The sequence below is a fragment of the Nocardioides aurantiacus genome, from assembly GCF_003752505.1.
In the GTDB taxonomy this organism is placed as follows: domain Bacteria; phylum Actinomycetota; class Actinomycetes; order Propionibacteriales; family Nocardioidaceae; genus Marmoricola; species Marmoricola aurantiacus.
Genome location: NZ_RKHO01000001.1, coordinates 1,336,347 through 1,354,086, shown reverse-complemented (window position 1 = coordinate 1,354,086; position 17,740 = coordinate 1,336,347). Strand labels below are relative to the sequence as shown.

General features: G+C 73.5%; 15 protein-coding genes and 1 riboswitch. Of the genes, 11 read left to right on the top strand and 4 right to left on the bottom strand.

What is annotated here, in order from left to right:
• Window positions 1-87 precede the first annotated feature (87 nt).
• The 9 genes from EDD33_RS06445 to EDD33_RS06405 all read left to right on the top strand — a co-directional run bounded on the left by EDD33_RS06445 (window position 88) and on the right by EDD33_RS06405 (window position 11,084).
• Window positions 88-1,947, top strand: coding sequence for an AMP-dependent synthetase/ligase (locus tag EDD33_RS06445; protein ID WP_123389605.1), 1,860 nt, complete (start codon window positions 88-90; stop codon window positions 1,945-1,947).
• A gap of 184 nt (window positions 1,948-2,131) precedes the next feature.
• Entirely contained in the window at window positions 2,132-2,878 is a 747-nt protein-coding gene (cpaB, locus tag EDD33_RS06440) for a Flp pilus assembly protein CpaB (protein ID WP_123389604.1), read from the top strand.
• Window positions 2,879-2,918: 40 nt separating this feature from the next.
• Window positions 2,919-4,085, top strand: a complete 1,167-nt coding sequence (locus EDD33_RS06435) for a CpaE/TadZ family protein (RefSeq protein WP_123389603.1) — start codon at window positions 2,919-2,921, stop codon at window positions 4,083-4,085.
• Window positions 4,082-5,587 (top strand): TadA family conjugal transfer-associated ATPase, encoded by a 1,506-nt coding sequence (locus EDD33_RS06430; RefSeq protein WP_246003392.1) that lies wholly within the window; start codon window positions 4,082-4,084, stop codon window positions 5,585-5,587. Before EDD33_RS06435 ends, EDD33_RS06430 begins: the two co-directional genes overlap by 4 nt.
• Window positions 5,584-7,530: a type II secretion system F family protein gene (locus EDD33_RS06425; RefSeq protein ID WP_123389602.1), complete on the top strand. Its 1,947-nt coding sequence runs from the start codon at window positions 5,584-5,586 to the stop codon at window positions 7,528-7,530. Before EDD33_RS06430 ends, EDD33_RS06425 begins: the two co-directional genes overlap by 4 nt.
• Window positions 7,527-8,465, top strand: a complete 939-nt coding sequence (locus EDD33_RS06420) for a type II secretion system F family protein (RefSeq protein WP_123389601.1) — start codon at window positions 7,527-7,529, stop codon at window positions 8,463-8,465. The genes EDD33_RS06425 and EDD33_RS06420 overlap by 4 nt, the downstream gene beginning before the upstream one ends.
• A gap of 32 nt (window positions 8,466-8,497) precedes the next feature.
• Window positions 8,498-10,018 (top strand): sensor histidine kinase, encoded by a 1,521-nt coding sequence (locus EDD33_RS06415; protein WP_123389600.1) that lies wholly within the window; start codon window positions 8,498-8,500, stop codon window positions 10,016-10,018.
• A gap of 40 nt (window positions 10,019-10,058) precedes the next feature.
• Entirely contained in the window at window positions 10,059-10,697 is a 639-nt protein-coding gene (locus EDD33_RS06410) for a response regulator transcription factor (protein WP_123389599.1), read from the top strand.
• Between the two features lie 180 nt (window positions 10,698-10,877).
• On the top strand, window positions 10,878-11,084 hold the full coding sequence (locus tag EDD33_RS06405; protein ID WP_123389598.1) for a Flp family type IVb pilin: 207 nt from the start codon (window positions 10,878-10,880) through the stop codon (window positions 11,082-11,084).
• Between the two features lie 222 nt (window positions 11,085-11,306).
• Here the strand turns inward: EDD33_RS06405 and EDD33_RS06400 are convergent, their stop codons facing one another.
• The 4 genes from EDD33_RS06400 to EDD33_RS06385 all read right to left on the bottom strand — a co-directional run bounded on the left by EDD33_RS06400 (window position 11,307) and on the right by EDD33_RS06385 (window position 15,392).
• On the bottom strand, window positions 11,307-12,548 hold the full coding sequence (locus EDD33_RS06400; protein ID WP_123389597.1) for a M48 family metalloprotease: 1,242 nt from the start codon (window positions 12,546-12,548) through the stop codon (window positions 11,307-11,309).
• A gap of 4 nt (window positions 12,549-12,552) precedes the next feature.
• Entirely contained in the window at window positions 12,553-13,794 is a 1,242-nt protein-coding gene (locus EDD33_RS06395) for a hypothetical protein (RefSeq protein ID WP_148076955.1), read from the bottom strand.
• 64 nt (window positions 13,795-13,858) lie between these two features.
• A complete protein-coding gene (locus EDD33_RS06390) occupies window positions 13,859-14,887 on the bottom strand; it encodes a C40 family peptidase (RefSeq protein WP_123389595.1) in 1,029 nt (342 codons plus the stop codon).
• Window positions 14,888-14,899: 12 nt separating this feature from the next.
• A riboswitch (cyclic di-AMP (ydaO/yuaA leader) is annotated at window positions 14,900-15,081 on the bottom strand.
• A gap of 104 nt (window positions 15,082-15,185) precedes the next feature.
• Window positions 15,186-15,392: a hypothetical protein gene (locus tag EDD33_RS06385; RefSeq protein ID WP_123389594.1), complete on the bottom strand. Its 207-nt coding sequence runs from the start codon at window positions 15,390-15,392 to the stop codon at window positions 15,186-15,188.
• 177 nt (window positions 15,393-15,569) lie between these two features.
• Between EDD33_RS06385 and EDD33_RS06380 the strand changes: the two genes are divergently transcribed.
• Window positions 15,570-17,327, top strand: a complete 1,758-nt coding sequence (locus EDD33_RS06380; protein WP_123389593.1) for a DEDD exonuclease domain-containing protein — start codon at window positions 15,570-15,572, stop codon at window positions 17,325-17,327.
• Window positions 17,328-17,363: 36 nt separating this feature from the next.
• Window positions 17,364-17,642 carry an Lrp/AsnC family transcriptional regulator gene (locus EDD33_RS06375; protein ID WP_123389592.1) on the top strand — a complete coding sequence of 93 codons (279 nt, stop codon included), beginning with the start codon at window positions 17,364-17,366 and terminating at the stop codon, window positions 17,640-17,642.
• Window positions 17,643-17,740 lie beyond the last annotated feature (98 nt).

The following is a 17,740-nucleotide window of genomic DNA, read 5'->3' as shown; positions in this document are numbered from 1 at the left end:
CCCCCGCACGCTGGCGTCGGGCGGTCGCCGCCCCCGAGTAACGTGCGTCCGGCGTGGTCGAGCAGTCATCGAGGAAGAGGTCCGGCGTTGCGTGAGTACTCCACGGCCCTGGAGGTCCAGGTCCCGGTCGGCAACCTGACCGACGACGTCGTCCGCAACGGTGAGGAGCGTCCCGACGCGGTCGCGTTCTCGCGCCCGGTCGACGACGCCTGGCAGGACGTGACGGCCGCGGAGTTCCTGGCCCAGGTCCGCGGGGTGGCCAAGGGCCTGGTCGCGGCCGGGGTCACGGCGGGCGACCGGGTCGTGCTCCTGTCCCGCACCCGCTACGAGTGGACGCTCCTGGACTACGCGATCTGGTTCGCCGGCGCCGTCACCGTGCCGGTCTACGAGACCTCGAGCGACGAGCAGGTGGGCTGGATCCTGCGTGACTCCGGCGCGGTCGCCGCGGTGGTGGAGTCCCCCGAGCACCGGTCGCGGGTGTCCCGGCTGCGGGGCGACCTGCCGCGGCTGCACCACCTCTGGTCCATCGACGGCGACGCGGTCGGCGTGCTGCGCACGCTGGGCGAGGACGTCCCCGACGACGACCTCGAGGCGCGGCGTACGACGGCGGGGCCGGACGACCTGGCCACGCTGATCTACACCTCCGGCACCACCGGACGCCCCAAGGGCTGCCGCCTGACCCACGGCAACTTCCTGCACGAGCTGACCGTGGCCGTCAGCGAGCTCGACGCCCTCTTCGACCCGGCCCCGGGCGAGGGCGACGACGAGGCCGGCACGGCCGACCGGGCCGCCTCGACGCTGCTGTTCCTGCCGCTGGCGCACGTGTTCGCCCGGGTGATCCAGGTCGGCTGCGTCCGCGCCGGGGTCCGCCTGGGCCACTCCGCCGACATCAAGCACCTCGTCGACGACCTCGGGGCCTTCCGACCCAGCTTCGTGCTGGCGGTCCCCCGGGTCTTCGAGAAGGTCTTCAACACCGCCTCGCAGCGGGCCGTCGCGGACGGTCGCGGCGGCATCTTCGACCGCGCCGCCGAGACCGCCATCGCCTGGTCGCGCGCGCAGGACGGCGGTCGCGTGCCGCTGGCGCTCCGGCTGCGTCACCGGCTCTTCGACCGGCTCGTCTACGGCCGGCTGCGCGAGGCGCTGGGCGGCCGGTGCGCCTACGCCGTGAGCGGCGGGGCACCCCTGGGCGAGCGGCTCGGCCACTTCTACCGGGGCATCGGCGTGACGGTGCTCGAGGGCTACGGGCTGACCGAGACCACCGCCGCGCTCACGGTCAACACCCCCGACGCGCAGAAGATCGGCACCGTCGGTCGGCCCCTCCCCGGAGCGAGCGTGCGGGTCGCCGACGACGGCGAGCTGCTCTTCCGCGGCGGCCAGGTGTTCGCCGGCTACTGGCAGAGCGAGGACCCCGGCTCCCAGGGCTCCGAGGGCTCCGAGGGCGCCCCGGAGCCGGTCGTGGACGAGCACGGCTGGTTCCACACCGGCGACATCGGCGAGATCGACGACGAGGGCTTCGTCCGCATCACCGGTCGCAAGAAGGAGATCCTGGTGACCGCGGGCGGCAAGAACGTCTCCCCCACCGTGCTGGAGGACCTCGTCCGGGCCCACCCGCTGGTCGACCAGTGCCTCGTGGTGGGCGACGGCCGACCCTTCATCGGTGCGCTCGTCACCCTCGACGAGGAGACCCTCCCCGGCTGGGCCGAGCAGCACGACAAGACCTCGCGCGTCGCCGACCTGCTCGACGACGCCGACCTGCTCGCCGACCTGCAGCGCGGCGTGGACACCGCCAACGAGGCGGTCTCGCGCGCCGAGTCGATCCGCGCGTTCCGGGTGCTGCCCGACACCTGGACCGAGGAGGGCGGGCAGCTCACGCCGAGCCTGAAGCTGCGTCGGGCGGTCGTCACGCGCGAGCACGGCGACGACATCGACGCCCTCTACCGGCGCTGACGGCGGGGCTCGCGACCCACTGGTCTAGTCGTCCAGCGGCTTCCATCTGCGGAGTCCGTATTTCACGGACAAAACGGACTCAACTCGGGCACGCTGTCTCGTGTCGGCGCGACCCCCGCGCCCGGCGTACGAGCAGGGCCGGTGAGGCCTGCTCCTCCCCGGCACCACGAGGCAGGTCGAAGTCATGGATCGCAGGAAAGTGCTGCTGCTGGTGGCGGCCTTCGTCGCCGCCCTCGGCACGTTGCTGGTCTTCCTCTACGTCAAGGGCGCCGACAGCCGCGCCGACGAGCGCTACGCGGCCGTGAACGTGCTGCGGGCGACCAAGCCGATCGCCGTGGGCGAGACGGTCGAGGCCGCCCAGGCGGCCGGCAAGATCGCGACCGGCCAGGTGTCCTCGCAGGACGTGCTGCCCGGCGCGCTCACCACGCTCGAGAGCGTCCAGGAGATGGCCGCCACGGTCGAGATCCTCCCCGGCGAGCAGATCGTCGAGACCAAGTTCGGCGTCGCGGCGGAGGGCACCGCGACCACCCTGGGCATCCCCGAGGGCAAGATCGCGATCTCGGTCAACCTCGACGACCCGTCCCGCGTCGCGGGCTTCCTGCAGCCCGGCAACCGGGTCGCGGTCTTCATGGCCGGCAACGACGCCAAGGGGCCCTTCAGCCGACTGCTGCTGCCCAACGTGCAGGTGCTCGGGCTGGGCGACACCTCGACCGAGCCCGTCGCCGCCCCCGTCGAGGCGGAGGGCGAGGACGCCGCGGCCGCCGCGCCCGAGGTGCTCCCCAAGACGCTGCTGACCCTCGCGGTGACCCAGCGCGAGGCCGAGCGGGTCATGTACGCCACCCAGAACGGCACCCTGGCCCTCGGCCTGCTCAACGACGACTCCGAGGTCGCTCCCTCGCAGGGCGTCGACCTCGACAACCTGTTCCGCTGACCGTGCCCCCGTCCGTGCCCGTTCCCCCCGAGGACACCCGATGACCCTCCTGCTGGAGCTCGACACCGCCGTCGCCGGCGTCATGGCGACCGCGCTGGGCAGCGGTGCGCAGGTCCTGACCCGCGCCGACGAGGTCGACGCCTGCCTGGCGCGGCGCGCCGACCCGGCCGTCGTGCTCGGCCCCAGCATCGCGATGGGCGAGGCCGCCCTGGTCGCCGAGCGCGTGCGCCGTACGCACCCCGCCACGAGCGTGGTCCTGGTCCGCCACGACCTGCAGCCCGAGCTCTACGCCCAGGCGCTGCAGGCCGGCATCGGCGCCGTCGTCGCCGCCGACGACCCCGAGGCGCTCGGGGCCGCCCTCACGCGCGCCAAGCAGACCTGGCAGGCCATCCACGGCGGCCAGGGCGCCGAGCACGAGGGCCGCGTCCTCACCGTCTTCTCCCCCAAGGGCGGCGTCGGCAAGACCACGATGACCGTCAACCTCGCGCTCGCGCTCACGCAGCTGGGCTCGCGGGTCTGCGTCGTCGACCTCGACCTCGCCTTCGGCGACGTCGCCATCACGGTGCAGGTCATCCCGCAGCACACCATCGCCGACGCGGCGGGGTTCGAGGACCGGCTCGACTGGGCGCTGCTCGAGGGCCTGCTGACCTCCCACCCGAGCGGCCTGCAGCTGCTCGCCGCGCCCACCCAGCCCGAGGGCCGCGACCGCATCACCCCCGCGCTCGTGCGCCGGATCATCAGCACCCTGCGGCACCGCTTCGACCACGTGCTCATCGACACGCCCCCCGGGTTCGACGACCAGGTGCTCGGCGCCTTCGACGAGACCGACGAGTGCATCATCGTGGCCACCCTCGACGTGCCGACCGTCAAGAACGCCAAGGTGGCGCTGGAGACGCTCGACCTGCTGCACCTCGTCGAGCGCCGCCACCTCGTGCTCAACCGCGCCGACGACGAGGTCGGCCTGACCGCCTCCGACGTCGAGGGCATCCTCGGCATGCCGGTCGCGCTGACCCTGCCCAGCGCCACGGCGGTGGCCAGCGCCACCAACCACGGCGACCCGATCGTGCACGCCAAGCCCGACCACCCCGTCTCCCGGGCCATCACGGGCTTCGTGCCGACCGTGGCCGGGCAGCTCGCCCTCGCCTCCGCACCGGGGGCCCAGGGACGTCGCGGCCTGTTCGGCCGCCGTCGCAAGGAGACCTCGTGAGCAGCCTCAGCGACCGCATCGCCGCCCTCGGCCGGGCCGGTGGAGCCACGGCCGACACCGCCGCCGGGCCGACCGCCGCGGCACCCCCGCCGGCCGCTCCGACGCGGCACGCCGACGCCGACCGGGCGGCCTCCGAGGGCAGCGCCGTCACCGCTCCCGCGGCCCCCACCCCGTCCCGCCTCACCGCGATGGCCGAGGCCAACGGGGCCCGCAACGGTGCCGAGAACCGCTTCCAGGACCTCAAGGAGCACGTCCACTCCGAGCTGCTGCAGGAGCTCGGACCGCAGCTCTACGACAGCGACATGACGGCCGCCGACCTCGCCGCCAAGGTCAACGTGGTGCTCGCCGACGTGCTGGCCGCCACCAACCGGCCGCTGACGCGCGCCGACCGCGACCGGATCACGCTGGACATCTCCGACGACATCCTCGGGCACGGCCCCATCGAGGCCTACCTGCGCGACGAGGACGTCGCGGAGGTCATGGTCAACGGGCCCTACGACATCTGGGTGGAGCGCAAGGGCAAGCTCACCAAGACCGACGGCACGTTCAAGGACGAGGCCCACCTGCGCCGCACGATCGACAAGATCGTCTCCCGCATCGGACGTCGCGTCGACGAGGCCTCCCCCATGGTCGACGCACGGCTCCAGGACGGCAGCCGCGTCAACGCCGTGGTGCCGCCCCTGGCCATCGACGGCAGCTCGCTGACGATCCGCAAGTTCGCCACCGACCCGCTCACGGTCAACGACCTGATCCGCTTCGGCTCGCTCACCGAGAGCACGGCCGACTTCCTCGACGCCTGCGTCCGGGGGCGGCTCAACGTCGTGGTCTCGGGCGGCACCGGCGCGGGCAAGACCACCACCCTCAACGTGCTGTCCTCCTTCATCCCCTCCGACGAGCGCATCGTCACCATCGAGGACGCCGCGGAGCTGCAGCTCAAGCAGGACCACGTCGTGCGGCTCGAGTCGCGCCCGTCCAACATCGAGGGCAAGGGCGCGGTCACCATCCGCGACCTCGTCCGCAACTCGCTGCGGATGCGGCCCGACCGCATCGTCGTCGGCGAGGTCCGCGACGCCTCCGCGCTCGACATGCTCCAGGCGATGAACACCGGCCACGACGGCTCCATCTGCACCGTCCACTCCAACGGTCCCCGCGACACCTGCTCCCGCCTCGAGACCCTCGTGCTGATGGCGGGCATGGACCTGCCGGTGCGCGCCATCCGCGAGCAGATCGCGTCGGCGGTCGACCTCGTCGTGCACCAGGCCCGCCTCAAGGACGGCACCCGCCGGATCACCCACGTCACCGAGGTCGAGCGGATGGAGGGCGACGTGATCACGCTCCAGGACGTCTTCCTGTTCGACAACTCCGCGGGCTTCGACTCCGAGGGCAAGTCGCTCGGCACGCTGCGCAGCACCGGCCTGCGCCCGAAGTTCCTCGAGAAGATGGCCCACAACAACGTCACCGTCGACCCCCGGGTCTTCTCCACCGGCGGTGGGTTCCGGTGAGGCGCCTGCGCCCCGGCCTCGCTGCTGCGGCGCTCGGCTCCCTGCTGGCGCTGGCGGTCGTCGCTCCCGCCTCGGCCGCGGACCCGTCCGGGCCCGCGGGGGCGAGCATCGACCACGCCGAGGTCCGCGACGGCGGGGTCAGGCTGCTCGTCTCGGTGCCCGCCAGCGGCACCGTCGACGTCGGCGGCGTCGACGTCGAGGTCGCCGGGAAGGCGGCCCGGTCGACGACCGCGGCGGCGACCGGCAACGCCGACGTGCGGCGTACGACGGTCCTGGCCATCGACACCAGCAACAGCATGCGGGGCGAGCGCATCGCCGCCGCGAAGCGTGCCGCCGCCCTCTTCCTGGACACCGCCCCGCCCGACGTCGCCGTCGGGCTGGTCTCCTTCGACGACGACGTGCAGGTCCTCGTGGAGCCCTCCCGCGACCGGGCCGCCCTGCGTCGCGCCGTCGCCGGCCTCACCCTGACCCGCGACACCGCGCTCTACGACGGCGTGCTGGGCGCGGTCGAGGCCAGCGGCGGCCAGGGCGCCCGCAGCCTGCTGGTCCTCTCCGACGGCAAGGACACGACCGACACGCCGCTCTCGGAGGTCCTCAGGACCCTCGAGCAGGAGGACGTCTCCGTCGACGTCGTCTCGCTCGACCAGGGCGACGCCGCCAGCCAGCCGCTGCAGCTGATCGCCCGGGCCGGCGGCGGCCAGGTCATGGACGCCGACCCGGCCTCGCTGAGCGCCACCTTCGCCGGCGAGGCCGACGCGCTGCGTCGCCAGCTCGCCGTCGACGTCACCCTCCCGCAGGGCACCGAGCCGCAGGCCGACGTCACGGTCACCCTCCCCGTCGACGGGCGGGCCGTGACCGCGAGCGCGTTCCTGACGGTGGGGTCGGCCGAGCCCGCGGCCGAGCCCGTCCAGGCCCCCGCGGCCACCGGTCCGGTCGCCGCCGCCGGCCCGCGCATCGACCTCCCCCCGGCCGCCGTCGCCGTCGGTGTGGGCGCCATCGGGCTCGGGCTCCTCGGCATGGTCGTGGCGCTGTTCGTGGTGCGTCCCGGCGCGTCGAAGGACGAGAAGCTGCGCAAGCAGCTCGAGGCCTACGGCGTGTACGGCGCGCCGCAGAGCCGCGACCAGGCCCCCGCCGACCAGGGGCTCGGCGCCCAGGCCCGCCAGGTCGCCGAGAAGGCGCTGGCCGGCAACCAGGGCCTCGAGGCCAGGATCGCGGCCCGCCTCGACAAGGCGGGGATGTCGCTCAAGCCGGCCGAGTGGCTGCTCGTGCACGCGGGCGTGACCGTGCTCGCCGCCGTGCTGGGCATGCTGCTGAGCCGAGGCAACATCCTGCTCGCCCTCGTGTTCCTGGCGCTCGGCGCCGCCGGCGGGTGGGTCTACCTCGGGCTGCGGAAGTCGCGGCGGCTCAAGGCCTTCGCCTCCGGCCTCGCCGACACCCTCCAGCTGATGTCGGGCTCCCTGTCGGCCGGTCTCTCGCTGGCCCAGTCGGTGGACACCATCGTCAAGGAGGGCTCCGACCCGATCGCCGGGGAGTTCCGCCGGGTGATCGTGGAGAGCCGCCTCGGCGTACCGCTGGAGGAGTCGTTGGGCGGCGTCGCCGAGCGCATGGAGAGCAAGGACTTCGAGTGGGTCGTCATGGCGATCAAGATCCAGCGCCAGGTCGGCGGCAACCTCGCCGAGCTGCTCCTGCAGGTCGCGGCCACGCTGCGTGAGCGGGAGTACCTCCGCCGGCAGGTGCTCGCCCTCAGCGCGGAGGGCCGCCTCTCGGCGTACATCCTCGGCGCGCTGCCGCCCGTGTTCCTGCTCTACCTCTCGGTGAGCAACCCCGACTACGTGAGCGTCTTCTTCACCACCACGATCGGCTACTTCCTGCTCGGGGTGATGGCCGTCCTGCTCGTGGTCGGCTTCACCTGGATGCTGAAGGTCGCGAAGGTGGACGTGTGACGACCCTCGTGCTGGTCGGCGGCATCGGCCTGATCTTCCTCAGCCTGTTCCTGGTGCTCGGGGCGGTCGGCGGCCTGACCAAGGAGGCCACCGGCGTCGGTCGGTCGCTGCAGGTGCTCGAGGCGATGACCTCGCTCCCCGAGGACATGCGCGCCGAGAGCGAGGCCTCCTTCGCCGAGCGGGTGCTGGTGCCGCTGCTGGCCCGCACCCAGGGCCTGGGGCGCCGGATGAGCCCGGCCGACGCCCACCTGCGGGTGCGCGAGAAGCTCGAGAAGGCCGGCAACCCGCCCGGCTGGACCGTCGACCGGGTGATCGCCGGCAAGGTGGTCGGGTTCCTCGTCTTCCTCGTCGCCTCGCTGCTGCTGCTGGTCCTCATGGGCGTGTCCTTCCCGGTGACCCTGGGACTGGTGGTCGTCTTCGCCCTGGTCGGCTACAGCGCGCCGGACCTCTACCTCTACCAGCGGGCGCACGACCGCAACGAGCTGATGCAGAAGGCGCTGGCCGACGCCATCGACCTGCTCACCATCTCGGTGGAGTCGGGCCTCGGCTTCGACGCCGCCGTGGCCCAGGTCGCCAAGAACACCGAGGGTCCGCTGTCCGACGAGTTCGCGCGGATGCTGCAGGAGATGCAGATCGGGCGGGGTCGTGCCGAGGCGCTGCGCTCGGTCGGCGAGCGCACCGACCTGCCCGACGTGCGCACCTTCGTCGGCGCGATGGTGCAGGCCGACGCCTTCGGCATCCCGGTCGGCCAGGTGCTGCGCGTGCAGTCCTCGGAGATGCGGGTCAAGCGCCGGCAGTGGGCCGAGGCCGCGGCCCAGAAGGTGCCGGTCAAGATCCTGGTGCCGCTGATCTTCTGCATCCTGCCCTGCCTGTTCATCGCGGTCCTCGGGCCGGCGGGCATCTCCATGATGGGACAGTTCTCGGGCAGGATCTGACCCGTGGAGCAGCTGTCGGGCAGGATCTGCCCGTGACCGACATCGGCCGCGTGGCGCTCGCCGCTCGCGTCTTCACCCTGGCAGCGCTGATCCCCCTGACGGTGCTCGCCGGTGCCGACGACCTGCTCGGCGTCGCCGTGGTGGCGGTCACGGCGCTGCTCGCCCTCCTCGCCGGAGCGCGCACGGGCTGGTCCCAGACCGTGGTCGCCCTGCTCGAGGCCACCGTGGTCGCGGTCACGGCCGCGCTCGTCTACCCCGACCACGCCACGGTCACGCCCTACCTCGTCGTCCCCGTCCTGGTCGCCGCGCTCGACAGCGGCCGGCTGGGCCTGGCCCGGGTGGTGGTCCTCGAGCTCGCCGTCATGGTCCTCGTCCGGCTCGGGCTGGTCCGCGACTGGGACACCGAGTTCGCGACCAACGCGCTGCTGTGGCTCGTCACCGGCATCGGGCTCGGCCTGCTGGGCAGCACCCTGCGCACGGCCCAGGCGACGACCGACACCGACTCCTCCTACCGCAGCGCCGTCGGGCTGATCCGCCGTCTCGAGGCGCTGGCCGGCAAGCTCAGCGGCGGCCTGGACGCGGTGGGCATCGCCGAGCAGGTGATGGAGGAGGCCGACGAGACCGTCCCGCTGCGGGCGGCCGGCGTCTTCACCCGCTCCCCCACCGGCGCGATGGTGCCGCTGCGCTACACCGCCGGCACCGAGCCCGGCGCGATGATGTGGGCCGAGGAGCTCTCGGCGCGCTGCTGGGAGTACGAGGCGATGATGCTGCGGGAGCGACGCCTCGCGCTGCCGCTGGTGGCCAACGACGAGACCATCGCGGTCCTCGTGGTGGAGGCGCTGCGGCCCGTGGAGTCCGCCAACGCCCTGGAGCTGCGCACCCGGCTCTCCCGGCTCGCCGTGCAGCTGCAGGCCGCGCTCCTGTTCGGTCGGGTGCGCGACAGCGCCACCGCCCAGGAACGTCAGCGCATCGCCCGCGAGGTCCACGACGGGGTGGCCCAGGACGTCGCCGGGCTCGGCTACCTCGTCGACAACCTCGCCTCGGGCACCCGCGACCCCGACCAGCTGGGCCGGATCGTGGAGCTGCGCGAGGAGGTGACCCGCGTGGTGGCCGAGCTGCGGCACTCGATCTTCGACCTGCGTCACGAGCTGGCGGCCAGCTCCGGGCTGGGCGAGAGCCTCTCGGCGTACGCCAACCAGGTCGGCACGACCTCGACGATGACCGTGCACGTCACCCTCGACGAGGAGGGCCCCCGGCTGCCCCGCGACCAGGAGTTCGAGCTGATGCGCATCGCCCAGGAGGCGATGAACAACGCGCGCAAGCACTCCGGCGCCGCCAACCTCTGGCTCCGGTGCACCGTCCGGGCGCCCTTCGCCGAGCTCGAGGTGCGCGACGACGGCACGCGCGGGCACCGGCCGCGGGCGGACTCCCAGGGCCTGAAGATCATGCGGGAGCGCTCGGTGGCCATCGGGGCCGAGCTCGGCATCGAGGCACCGACCCCCGAGCGGCCCGGCACCCGTGTCCAGGTCCGGGTCGGGGCCCCGGCGCGGTAGCGTCGCGTCCGGAGGCCGGGCTCCCGTGCCCGCGTGAGCGATGACCACCGTGCTGCTGATCGACGACCACGAGCTGATCCGTCAGGGTCTGGCCGGCGCCTTCGCCCAGGACGAGCGGTTCGAGGTGGTGGGCCAGGCCGGCTCGGTCGCCGACGGCCTCGCCCAGGTCGCGCGCCTGCAGCCCGACGTCGTCGTCACCGACGTGCGCCTCCCCGACGGCTCCGGTCTCGACGTGGTGCGCACGCTGCGCAAGGACGACAAGCAGATCGGGCTCGTGGTGCTGACGATGTACGCCGGCGACGAGCAGCTGTTCGCGGCCATGGACGCCGGGGCGTCGGCCTTCGTCGGCAAGGACGCCCCCACCTCCACCGTCGTCTCCGCCGCCAAGCAGGCCTCGGTGGCCCCGCTCACCTTCACCTGCACCGGCCTCGCCGAGGCGATGATGCGGCGGATGCGCTCGGGTGCCCCGCGCCTGACCGACCGCGAGCGCCAGGTGCTCGACCTCCTCGCCGAGGGGCTGGGCGTCAGCCAGATCGCCGCCAAGCTCTACCTCAGCGAGTCGACGGCCAAGAGCCACATCGGCCGCATCTACGACAAGCTCGGGGCCGCCAACCGGGCCCAGGCCCTGGTCACCGCCATGCGGATGGGGCTCATCGCGGACGCCACCCCGCCCCGCTGACCGAACGGCCACCCCGGCGCAGGTCCGGGTAGTCCGTCCGGACTACTTCCGAAATGACCCGTATTGGTCACCCCGAAGGGACCGGGAGCACGATGTCCCGTTCTGTCCGATTTGGGAGAGTTATCCCACTGGCCCTCCCGGCCACGGAACCACTCCCATCGCTCAGGAAAAGAGATCGTCATGATCAAGCTCTACGTCGCCCTGCAGATGCTCCAGACCCGCCGTGACGAGGAGGGCGCCTCCGCGGTCGAGTACGGCCTGCTCGTCGCCGCCATCGCCGCCATCGTGGTCGCCATCGTCTTCCTCCTCGGCGACGTCGTCACCGAGGTCTTCCAGGACACCTGCGACAGCGTCCAGGCTGAGGCCGCCACCACCGCTCAGTGCTGACCCCCTGCCTGACCCGCCCGGGTCAGGCATCGGACGATCCCGACACCTGAGGACACCTGACGTCCCACGCGACCACGCGCGTGGGCCCGACGGCGGCTTCTCAGCGGGTGCGCCCGAGCAACGCACCCGCACTGCCGGGGGGTGGTGAGCCGCCGTCACGCGCGCCCGATCCGGTCACTCGCTGACCGGGTCGGGCGCGTGCTCGCGTTCCGGCCCTCCCGATCACCGCGCCCGCTCCAGGCCCCGGGCCAGGCCGATCCGCTGCAGTGCCGTGGGGTGCGAGCCGAACCAGAACCTGCTCCACGCCGGCGGCTCCGGGTCGGCCAGCGCCCGCACCGCCAGCCGCTCGTGGATCCGCTCGAAGGCCGCCCGGTCCCCCGTGGCGGCCAACGACTCCCGGTCGGCCCTGGCCTCGACGGCGCGACTCAGGGTGTTCTCGACCGGGCTCGCCAGCAGCGTGCCGACCGTGACCAGGGCCAGCACCAGCGGCACCACCTCGGGGACGCCGACGGAGCCCGCCCCCGACCGGCGCAGCAGCGCCGGCCCCACGACGAGACCCAGCAGGCCCACCCCGGCAGCGACACCCAGGGCCGAGAGGGTGGTCCCCACCGCCACGTCGTGGTTCTTCGCGTGGCCCAGCTCGTGCGCCACGATCACCAGCGTCTCGCGTCGCGGCACGTCATCGACGAGGTTGTCGTAGAGCACGACCCGGCGGGTGCTGCCCAGCCCCGAGACGTAGGCGTTCAGCGTGGTCGTACGCCGGGACGCGTCCGCCACGAGCACGTCGGAGACGGGCACCCCCTCCTCGCGCGCCAGCGCCAGCACGCTGGAACGCAGTGGCCCGTCGGGCAGCGAGGTGAACCGGTTGAACAACGGCTCCACGACCACGGGGTAGACCCACGAGCCGACCACGACGAGCAGCGCCGCCACCGCCCCGACGACCAGCGGCCACCGCCGCGGCGCCCGGCGGGCGACCCCGACGACGAGCAGCACCACGAGGCCGGCGTACACCCAGGAGAGCCCGAGCGAGACCACCTGGTCCCGGAGCCAGCCCGACCACGGCTGGGTGCTCAGCCCCGCCTCCAGCGCGTTGCGACGCACCAGCACCGTCAACGGCGCGGTCGCGAGCACGCCCACGACGAGCACGAGCAGGGTCGCCAGCAGGGCACGCCACCACCACCATCCCCGCAGTCGGCGCACCACACGGGCTCCCAGCGGCGTCAGCCCGAGCAGCAGGCCGACCAGCACGGACACGGCGAGCGACCCCCAGCCCAGGTGCCGCTGCGCTGAGGAGTACGCCGTGGCGCGCTCGATCTCCCGGGCCGTGAACACCTCGTCGGCCCGCACGGGCAGCACCCGGCCACCGGGGACCCAGTCCCACGGCACCAGCAGCACGGCCAGCACCGCGAAGGCGACGACCGAGACGAGCAGCAGGACCGCAGCGGTACGACGGGCCGACGTCACCGCCTCAGCCTGCCACGCGGGCCAACCGTCGCAGGTCCGCGCGCCAGGCCCCCACGAAGGCACCCTGCGTGGTGCCGAGGACGTCGCGGAACGCGGCCGCCGCCGGGGTGCCGTCGGCCACGGAGCCGTAGAGCCGGACCAGCCGGTCGGTGCCGTACTCCTGACCCAGGAAGCGGCACGCCAGCCAGGCCAGCTCGTAGGTCGCACCGAGCCCGGTCGCCGTCGGGTCGAGGTCGGCGGGCGTGGGCAACCGGTCGGGCGGCCCGTCGCGCCGGATCTGACGCAGCGCCTGGGCGGCAGCGCGGTCGACCGGGACGCCGGCGTCGTCGAGCGCGACGTAGTCGGCGAAGCCCTCCAGCAGCCAGGTGGGTACCGAGGTGAAGCTGGAGCCGGTCGCGACGTGCACCGCCTCGTGGCTGGCCACGACCTGGGCCCCGGCGGCGGAGAGGTCGGCGAAGACCTCGGGGTTGAGGTAGACCCGCACCGGCGCGCCCCGCGTCGTGGACCCGTCGACGGAGGTGGTCACGCCGGCGATCTCGTCGTAGCGGTCCGCCGGGGCGTCGAGCGTGGCGTCGAGCTCGGCGCGGGTCCGGGGGACCTCGACGACCAACGGCCCGCGCCACCGCGGCAGCACCCGACGCACCTGGGTGACCGCACGCTCGGTCAGCCGCGGGTAGCGGCCGAGCGGCCCCGCGACCACGGTCAACGTCTCCGCCGTGCGTACGACGCGCAGCGGCTCCACCAGCCACAGCGGCGTCCGGCCGGCCCCGCCGAACCCGGCGACCCTCACGGACCCGTCCCCGGGCACCAGGGCGACCCGGGTCTCGACCTCCGCCGGGTCGGTGTCGAACCCGCCGTAGGCGAAGGTCAGCCGCACCGTGACCGGGACGGCGGTCCTCCCCCAGCGCTGCCGCTCCACGGCGGTGGGCGGGGCCGCGGTGTCGACGTAGCGCATCGCGAGGTCCTGCAGGCGCAGCGCCTGGGCGTTGTCCCAGGCGGCACCCACGACCTCGGCGCCCGACGGGGCCGCGAGGGCCGTGGCGGCACCCCGTCGGTCGCCGTCGAGGGCGGCGACGAGTCCGTCCAGGGCGCGCTGCGCCTGGTCGGCGCTCAGCGAGGCACCCTGCTGGGCGCGAGGCGGCTCCAGGTCCACCTCCTGCTCGCAGGCGCTCAGCGAGAGGGCTCCGAGGACGGCGACCAGCACCGCGGCGACCAGGGTGCGCCACCGGCGCGGTGGGTTCCGCACGCCGCCGGAGCGCACGACGCCGCCCGCCCCACGAGGGGGACGGGCGGCGTCGGCGTGGCGTCGGTCAGCCAGGGCGGACCGCGCCGGAGTAGGGCATGTCGTGCAGACCCGAGACCTGGACACCGGAACCGGGGTTCAGCGCGTTGACGACCTGGCCGTTGCCGACGTAGAGGCCGACGTGGCTGATCGGGCTGTAGTAGAAGACGAGGTCACCGGGCTGCAGCTCACTCTCGGAGACGGGCGTGCCCGCAGCGTACTGGGCTCCCGAGTTGTGCGGCAGCGAGACGCCCTGCGTCGCCCACGCGGCCATGGTGAGCCCCGAGCAGTCGAAGGAGCTGGGACCGGAGGCACCCCAGACGTAGGCCTTGCCGACCTGCGCCATGGCGTAGGAGACCGCGGAGCTCGCGGACCCGTCGGGCGCCGCCGGAGCCGCCGGAGCAGCCGCTGCCTGCTCGGCCTCGCGCTCCTCCCGGCGCTCGGCGAGCTCGGCCTCGAGGGCGTCGACCTTGCCCTGGGCCCGGTCGACCGCACCGGCGGCCGTGGCCTCCCGGGCGGCGAGCTTCTTGGCGGTGGCCCGCTGGTCCACGAGGGCCTGGCGGACCTGCGCGCGACGCTGGGTGAGCTGCTGGGCGGTGGCCTGGGACCGCGCCACCTGCTCGATGCGACCGTCGGTGTCCTCGGACACGACGCTCACGTTGCTGAGCAGCACCTCGGAGTCGGCCGGGAGCGAGGTCGCGCTCGGGGCGGTGCTGCCGCCGGAGACCTGGTGCTCGGCGAGCACGTCGGTCGCCACCTGCTCGCGCACGGTCTCCGCGAGGGTCTTCGCGCGCACGATGCGCTTGGTGAGGGTCTTGACGCGCTTGGTGCTGGTCGTCACCCGGGTCTGTGCCCGGTCGTGACGTCGATCGGCGGCGGCTGCCGCCGGGGCCACGTCGTCGACCGCGGCCTGCGCGGCGTCGATGCGGGACTTGAGCCTGTCGTCGGGGGCCGCGGTGGCGGGAGCGGCCTGGACGACGCCGAGGCCGGTGAGGCCCAGGGCGAGGGCCGCTCCTACTGTTGCGCGGGCATGGGGGTACTTCCAACCGTCGTTCACGAGCGGCCGGTCTCCTCTTTGTCTCAACGCCTACCAGGTGAGCTGACGGGTTCGGGCCCAAAGAACGCCCTACCAGGTGCGTGACGGCACGATCGGTGCTGTCGGCGCCTGGATTCACCCCAGGAACATGGGTCCCCGGCTCCGGCCACCCCTCTCCCCCCAGGAGACGAGTCCGGACTCGGCGCGGCCGGCGTGGGCACCCGGTCGGTGCCCGCTGACGACGGCCAACAGCGCTCGACACTAGGTCAGGCCCGCTGGCACTCCAAGTCGAGACCGTGGACGGACGGTGTGGCGTTGTTCACGCGGACTCGATCTCGGGGCCGCTCACGGGCGTCACCATCCGCAGCGGCGGCACGAGCCCGGATCCCGCCAGGACCTCGAGCGCGTGGGCCTCCTCGGCGTCGAAGCCGAGCTCGGGAGGCGGGCCCAGGAGCACCGTCACCACGCAGTCGTGGCAGGCCAGGCCACGCACCAGGCAGGTGTCGCAGTCGATGTGGACGCTCATCGGGGTCTCCTTGCAGAGCGGGGGAAGGCCGGTCACGAGCACTCCAGCACCCGCCACCGACAACCCGGGCCGGCACACCTCCGCCCGTCCCGTCGGCACGCTCCGACCGTCCGTCGCGACGCCACGCCGGGCCGGCCCTCCACGGCCTTGTCGGTGCCCCCGCCTAGCGTCCCTCCCATGAGCAGGTGGGACAGCCAGATGAGCTTCGACGAGCTCGGTCGTCCCCTGCGCGAGACCACCTTCTGCGTCGTCGACCTCGAGACCACCGGCGGGTCCGCCAAGCAGGGGTCGATGATCACCGAGATCGGCGCGGTCAAGGTCCGCGGGGGCGAGGTGCTCGGCGAGTTCCAGACCCTGGTCAACCCGCACGCCGCCATCCCTCCGTTCATCGCGGTCCTCACCGGCATCACCAACTCGATGGTGGCCACCGCGCCGTCCATCGAGTCGGCGCTGCCGTCGTTCCTGGAGTTCGCGCACGGCTGCGTCCTCGTCGCGCACAACGCGCCCTTCGACGTGGGCTTCCTCCAGCACTTCGCGGCCCAGCAGGGGCGTCCGTGGCCACGCTTCGAGGTGCTGGACACCGCGCGCCTCGCACGCCGGGTGATCACCCGTGACGACGCCCCCAACTGCAAGCTCAGCTCGCTCGCGGTGGCCTTCGGGTCCGCCACCACGCCCGACCACCGGGCCCTGTCCGACGCCCGGGCCACCGTCGACGTCCTGCACGGCCTGATGGAGCGCCTCGGGGGGCTGGGCGTGCACACGCTGGAGGAGCTGAGCACGTTCAGCTCCCGCGTCAGCCCCACGGTGCGCCGCAAGCGTCACCTGGCCGAGCACCTGCCGCACGCCCCCGGTGTCTACCTGTTCCGCGACGACCGCGACGAGGTCCTCTACGTCGGCACCTCCCGCGACCTCCGCACCCGGGTGCGGTCCTACTTCACCGCCTCGGAGTCCCGGGCGCGGATGGGCGAGATGGTCAACCTGGCCGGCTCGGTCGACCACGTCGAGTGCGCCACGCCGCTCGAGGCGGGGGTCCGCGAGCTCCGCCTGATCGCCGCCCACCGGCCGCGCTACAACCGTCGCAGCCGTCGCCCCGACAAGGTCACCTGGCTCAAGCTCACCGTGGAGCCGTGGCCCCGGCTGTCCCTGGTCCGCAAGGTCGCCGACGACGGCGCCGACTACCTCGGCCCCTTCTCCTCGCGCCGGACCGCCGAGCGCTGCCTGGCCGCGCTCCACGAGAGCTTCCCGGTGCGGCAGTGCACCGACCGGCTGCCCCTGACGCCGACGCGCACCCCGTGCGTGCTGGCCGAGATGCAGCGCTGCCTGTCCCCCTGCGACGGCAGCGTCGACGTGGACACCTACGCCCACGAGGTGGCCCGGCTGCGCGACGCGCTGCGGCAGGACGCCGACCGGGTGGTCGAGACCCTGACCCAGCGGATGGCGACGCTGGCCGAGGGCGAGCGCTTCGAGGAGGCGGGCGTGCACCGCGACCGGCTCTCCGCGTTCGTGCGCGCCGCGTCGCGCACGCAACGGCTGGGGTCCCTCGCCGGCTGCAGCGAGCTGGTCGCGGCGCGGCGCGAGGACGACCGCCGCTGGGCCGTCCACGTCGTGCGCCACGGACGGCTGGCCGCAGCCGGCATCATCCCGCTCGACGCCCACGCGGGCGACTGGGTGCGCGGGCTGCGCGAGTCGGCCGACACGGTCCTCGGCGGCCCCGGCCCGACGCCGGCGGCGACGGCCGAGGAGTCCGAGCTGATCCTGCGCTGGCTCGAGCAGCCGGGGGTCCGCCTGGTCCACGTCGAGGGCGAGTGGACCTGCCCGCTCCACGGTGCGGGTCGCCACCTCGAGCTGCACGACGCGGTCGCCACCTCGCGGTCCGAGCTGGTCCCGTTCGACGAGCGTCGTCAGCTGGCGACGGTGCACCAGCCGACGCGCTGACCCCCTGCCGCCCCGCCCCGGCGGTACGTTGACCCCATGATCACCGCCATCGTGTTCGTGAAGGCCGACGTCGCGCGCATCCCCGAGGTGGCCGAGGCCATCGCCGCGCTCGACGGCATCAGCGAGGTCTACAGCGTCACCGGCCAGATCGACCTGATCGCCATGGTCCGCGTGGCCGGCCACGACGACGTCGCCCGGGTCGTGGCCGACCAGCTCAACAAGGTGCCCGGCGTCCAGGAGACCGAGACCCACATCGCGTTCCGCACCTACTCGCGCCACGACCTCGAGTCCGCGTTCTCCCTCGGCCTGGACTGACGTCCACGCTGGGCTGGTCCACCCGAGCCGAAAGTCTCAAAACGGACTTACGCCGTTAAACCGACCCCTACCGTGATCAGGATCGAGATCACTTGGGG

What these genes read in the sequence shown, in the direction of transcription:
- EDD33_RS06410 (WP_123389599.1), top strand. Translation starts at nt 10,059, where the DNA reads ATGACCACCGTGCTGCTGATCGACGACCACGAGCTGATCCGTCAGGGT.
- EDD33_RS06380 (WP_123389593.1), top strand. Translation starts at nt 15,570, where the DNA reads ATGAGCAGGTGGGACAGCCAGATGAGCTTCGACGAGCTCGGTCGTCCC.
- EDD33_RS06435 (WP_123389603.1), top strand. Translation starts at nt 2,919, where the DNA reads ATGACCCTCCTGCTGGAGCTCGACACCGCCGTCGCCGGCGTCATGGCG.
- EDD33_RS06405 (WP_123389598.1), top strand. Translation starts at nt 10,878, where the DNA reads ATGATCAAGCTCTACGTCGCCCTGCAGATGCTCCAGACCCGCCGTGAC.
- EDD33_RS06385 (WP_123389594.1), bottom strand. Translation starts at nt 15,392, where the DNA reads ATGAGCGTCCACATCGACTGCGACACCTGCCTGGTGCGTGGCCTGGCC.
- EDD33_RS06375 (WP_123389592.1), top strand. Translation starts at nt 17,364, where the DNA reads ATGATCACCGCCATCGTGTTCGTGAAGGCCGACGTCGCGCGCATCCCC.
- cpaB (WP_123389604.1), top strand. Translation starts at nt 2,132, where the DNA reads ATGGATCGCAGGAAAGTGCTGCTGCTGGTGGCGGCCTTCGTCGCCGCC.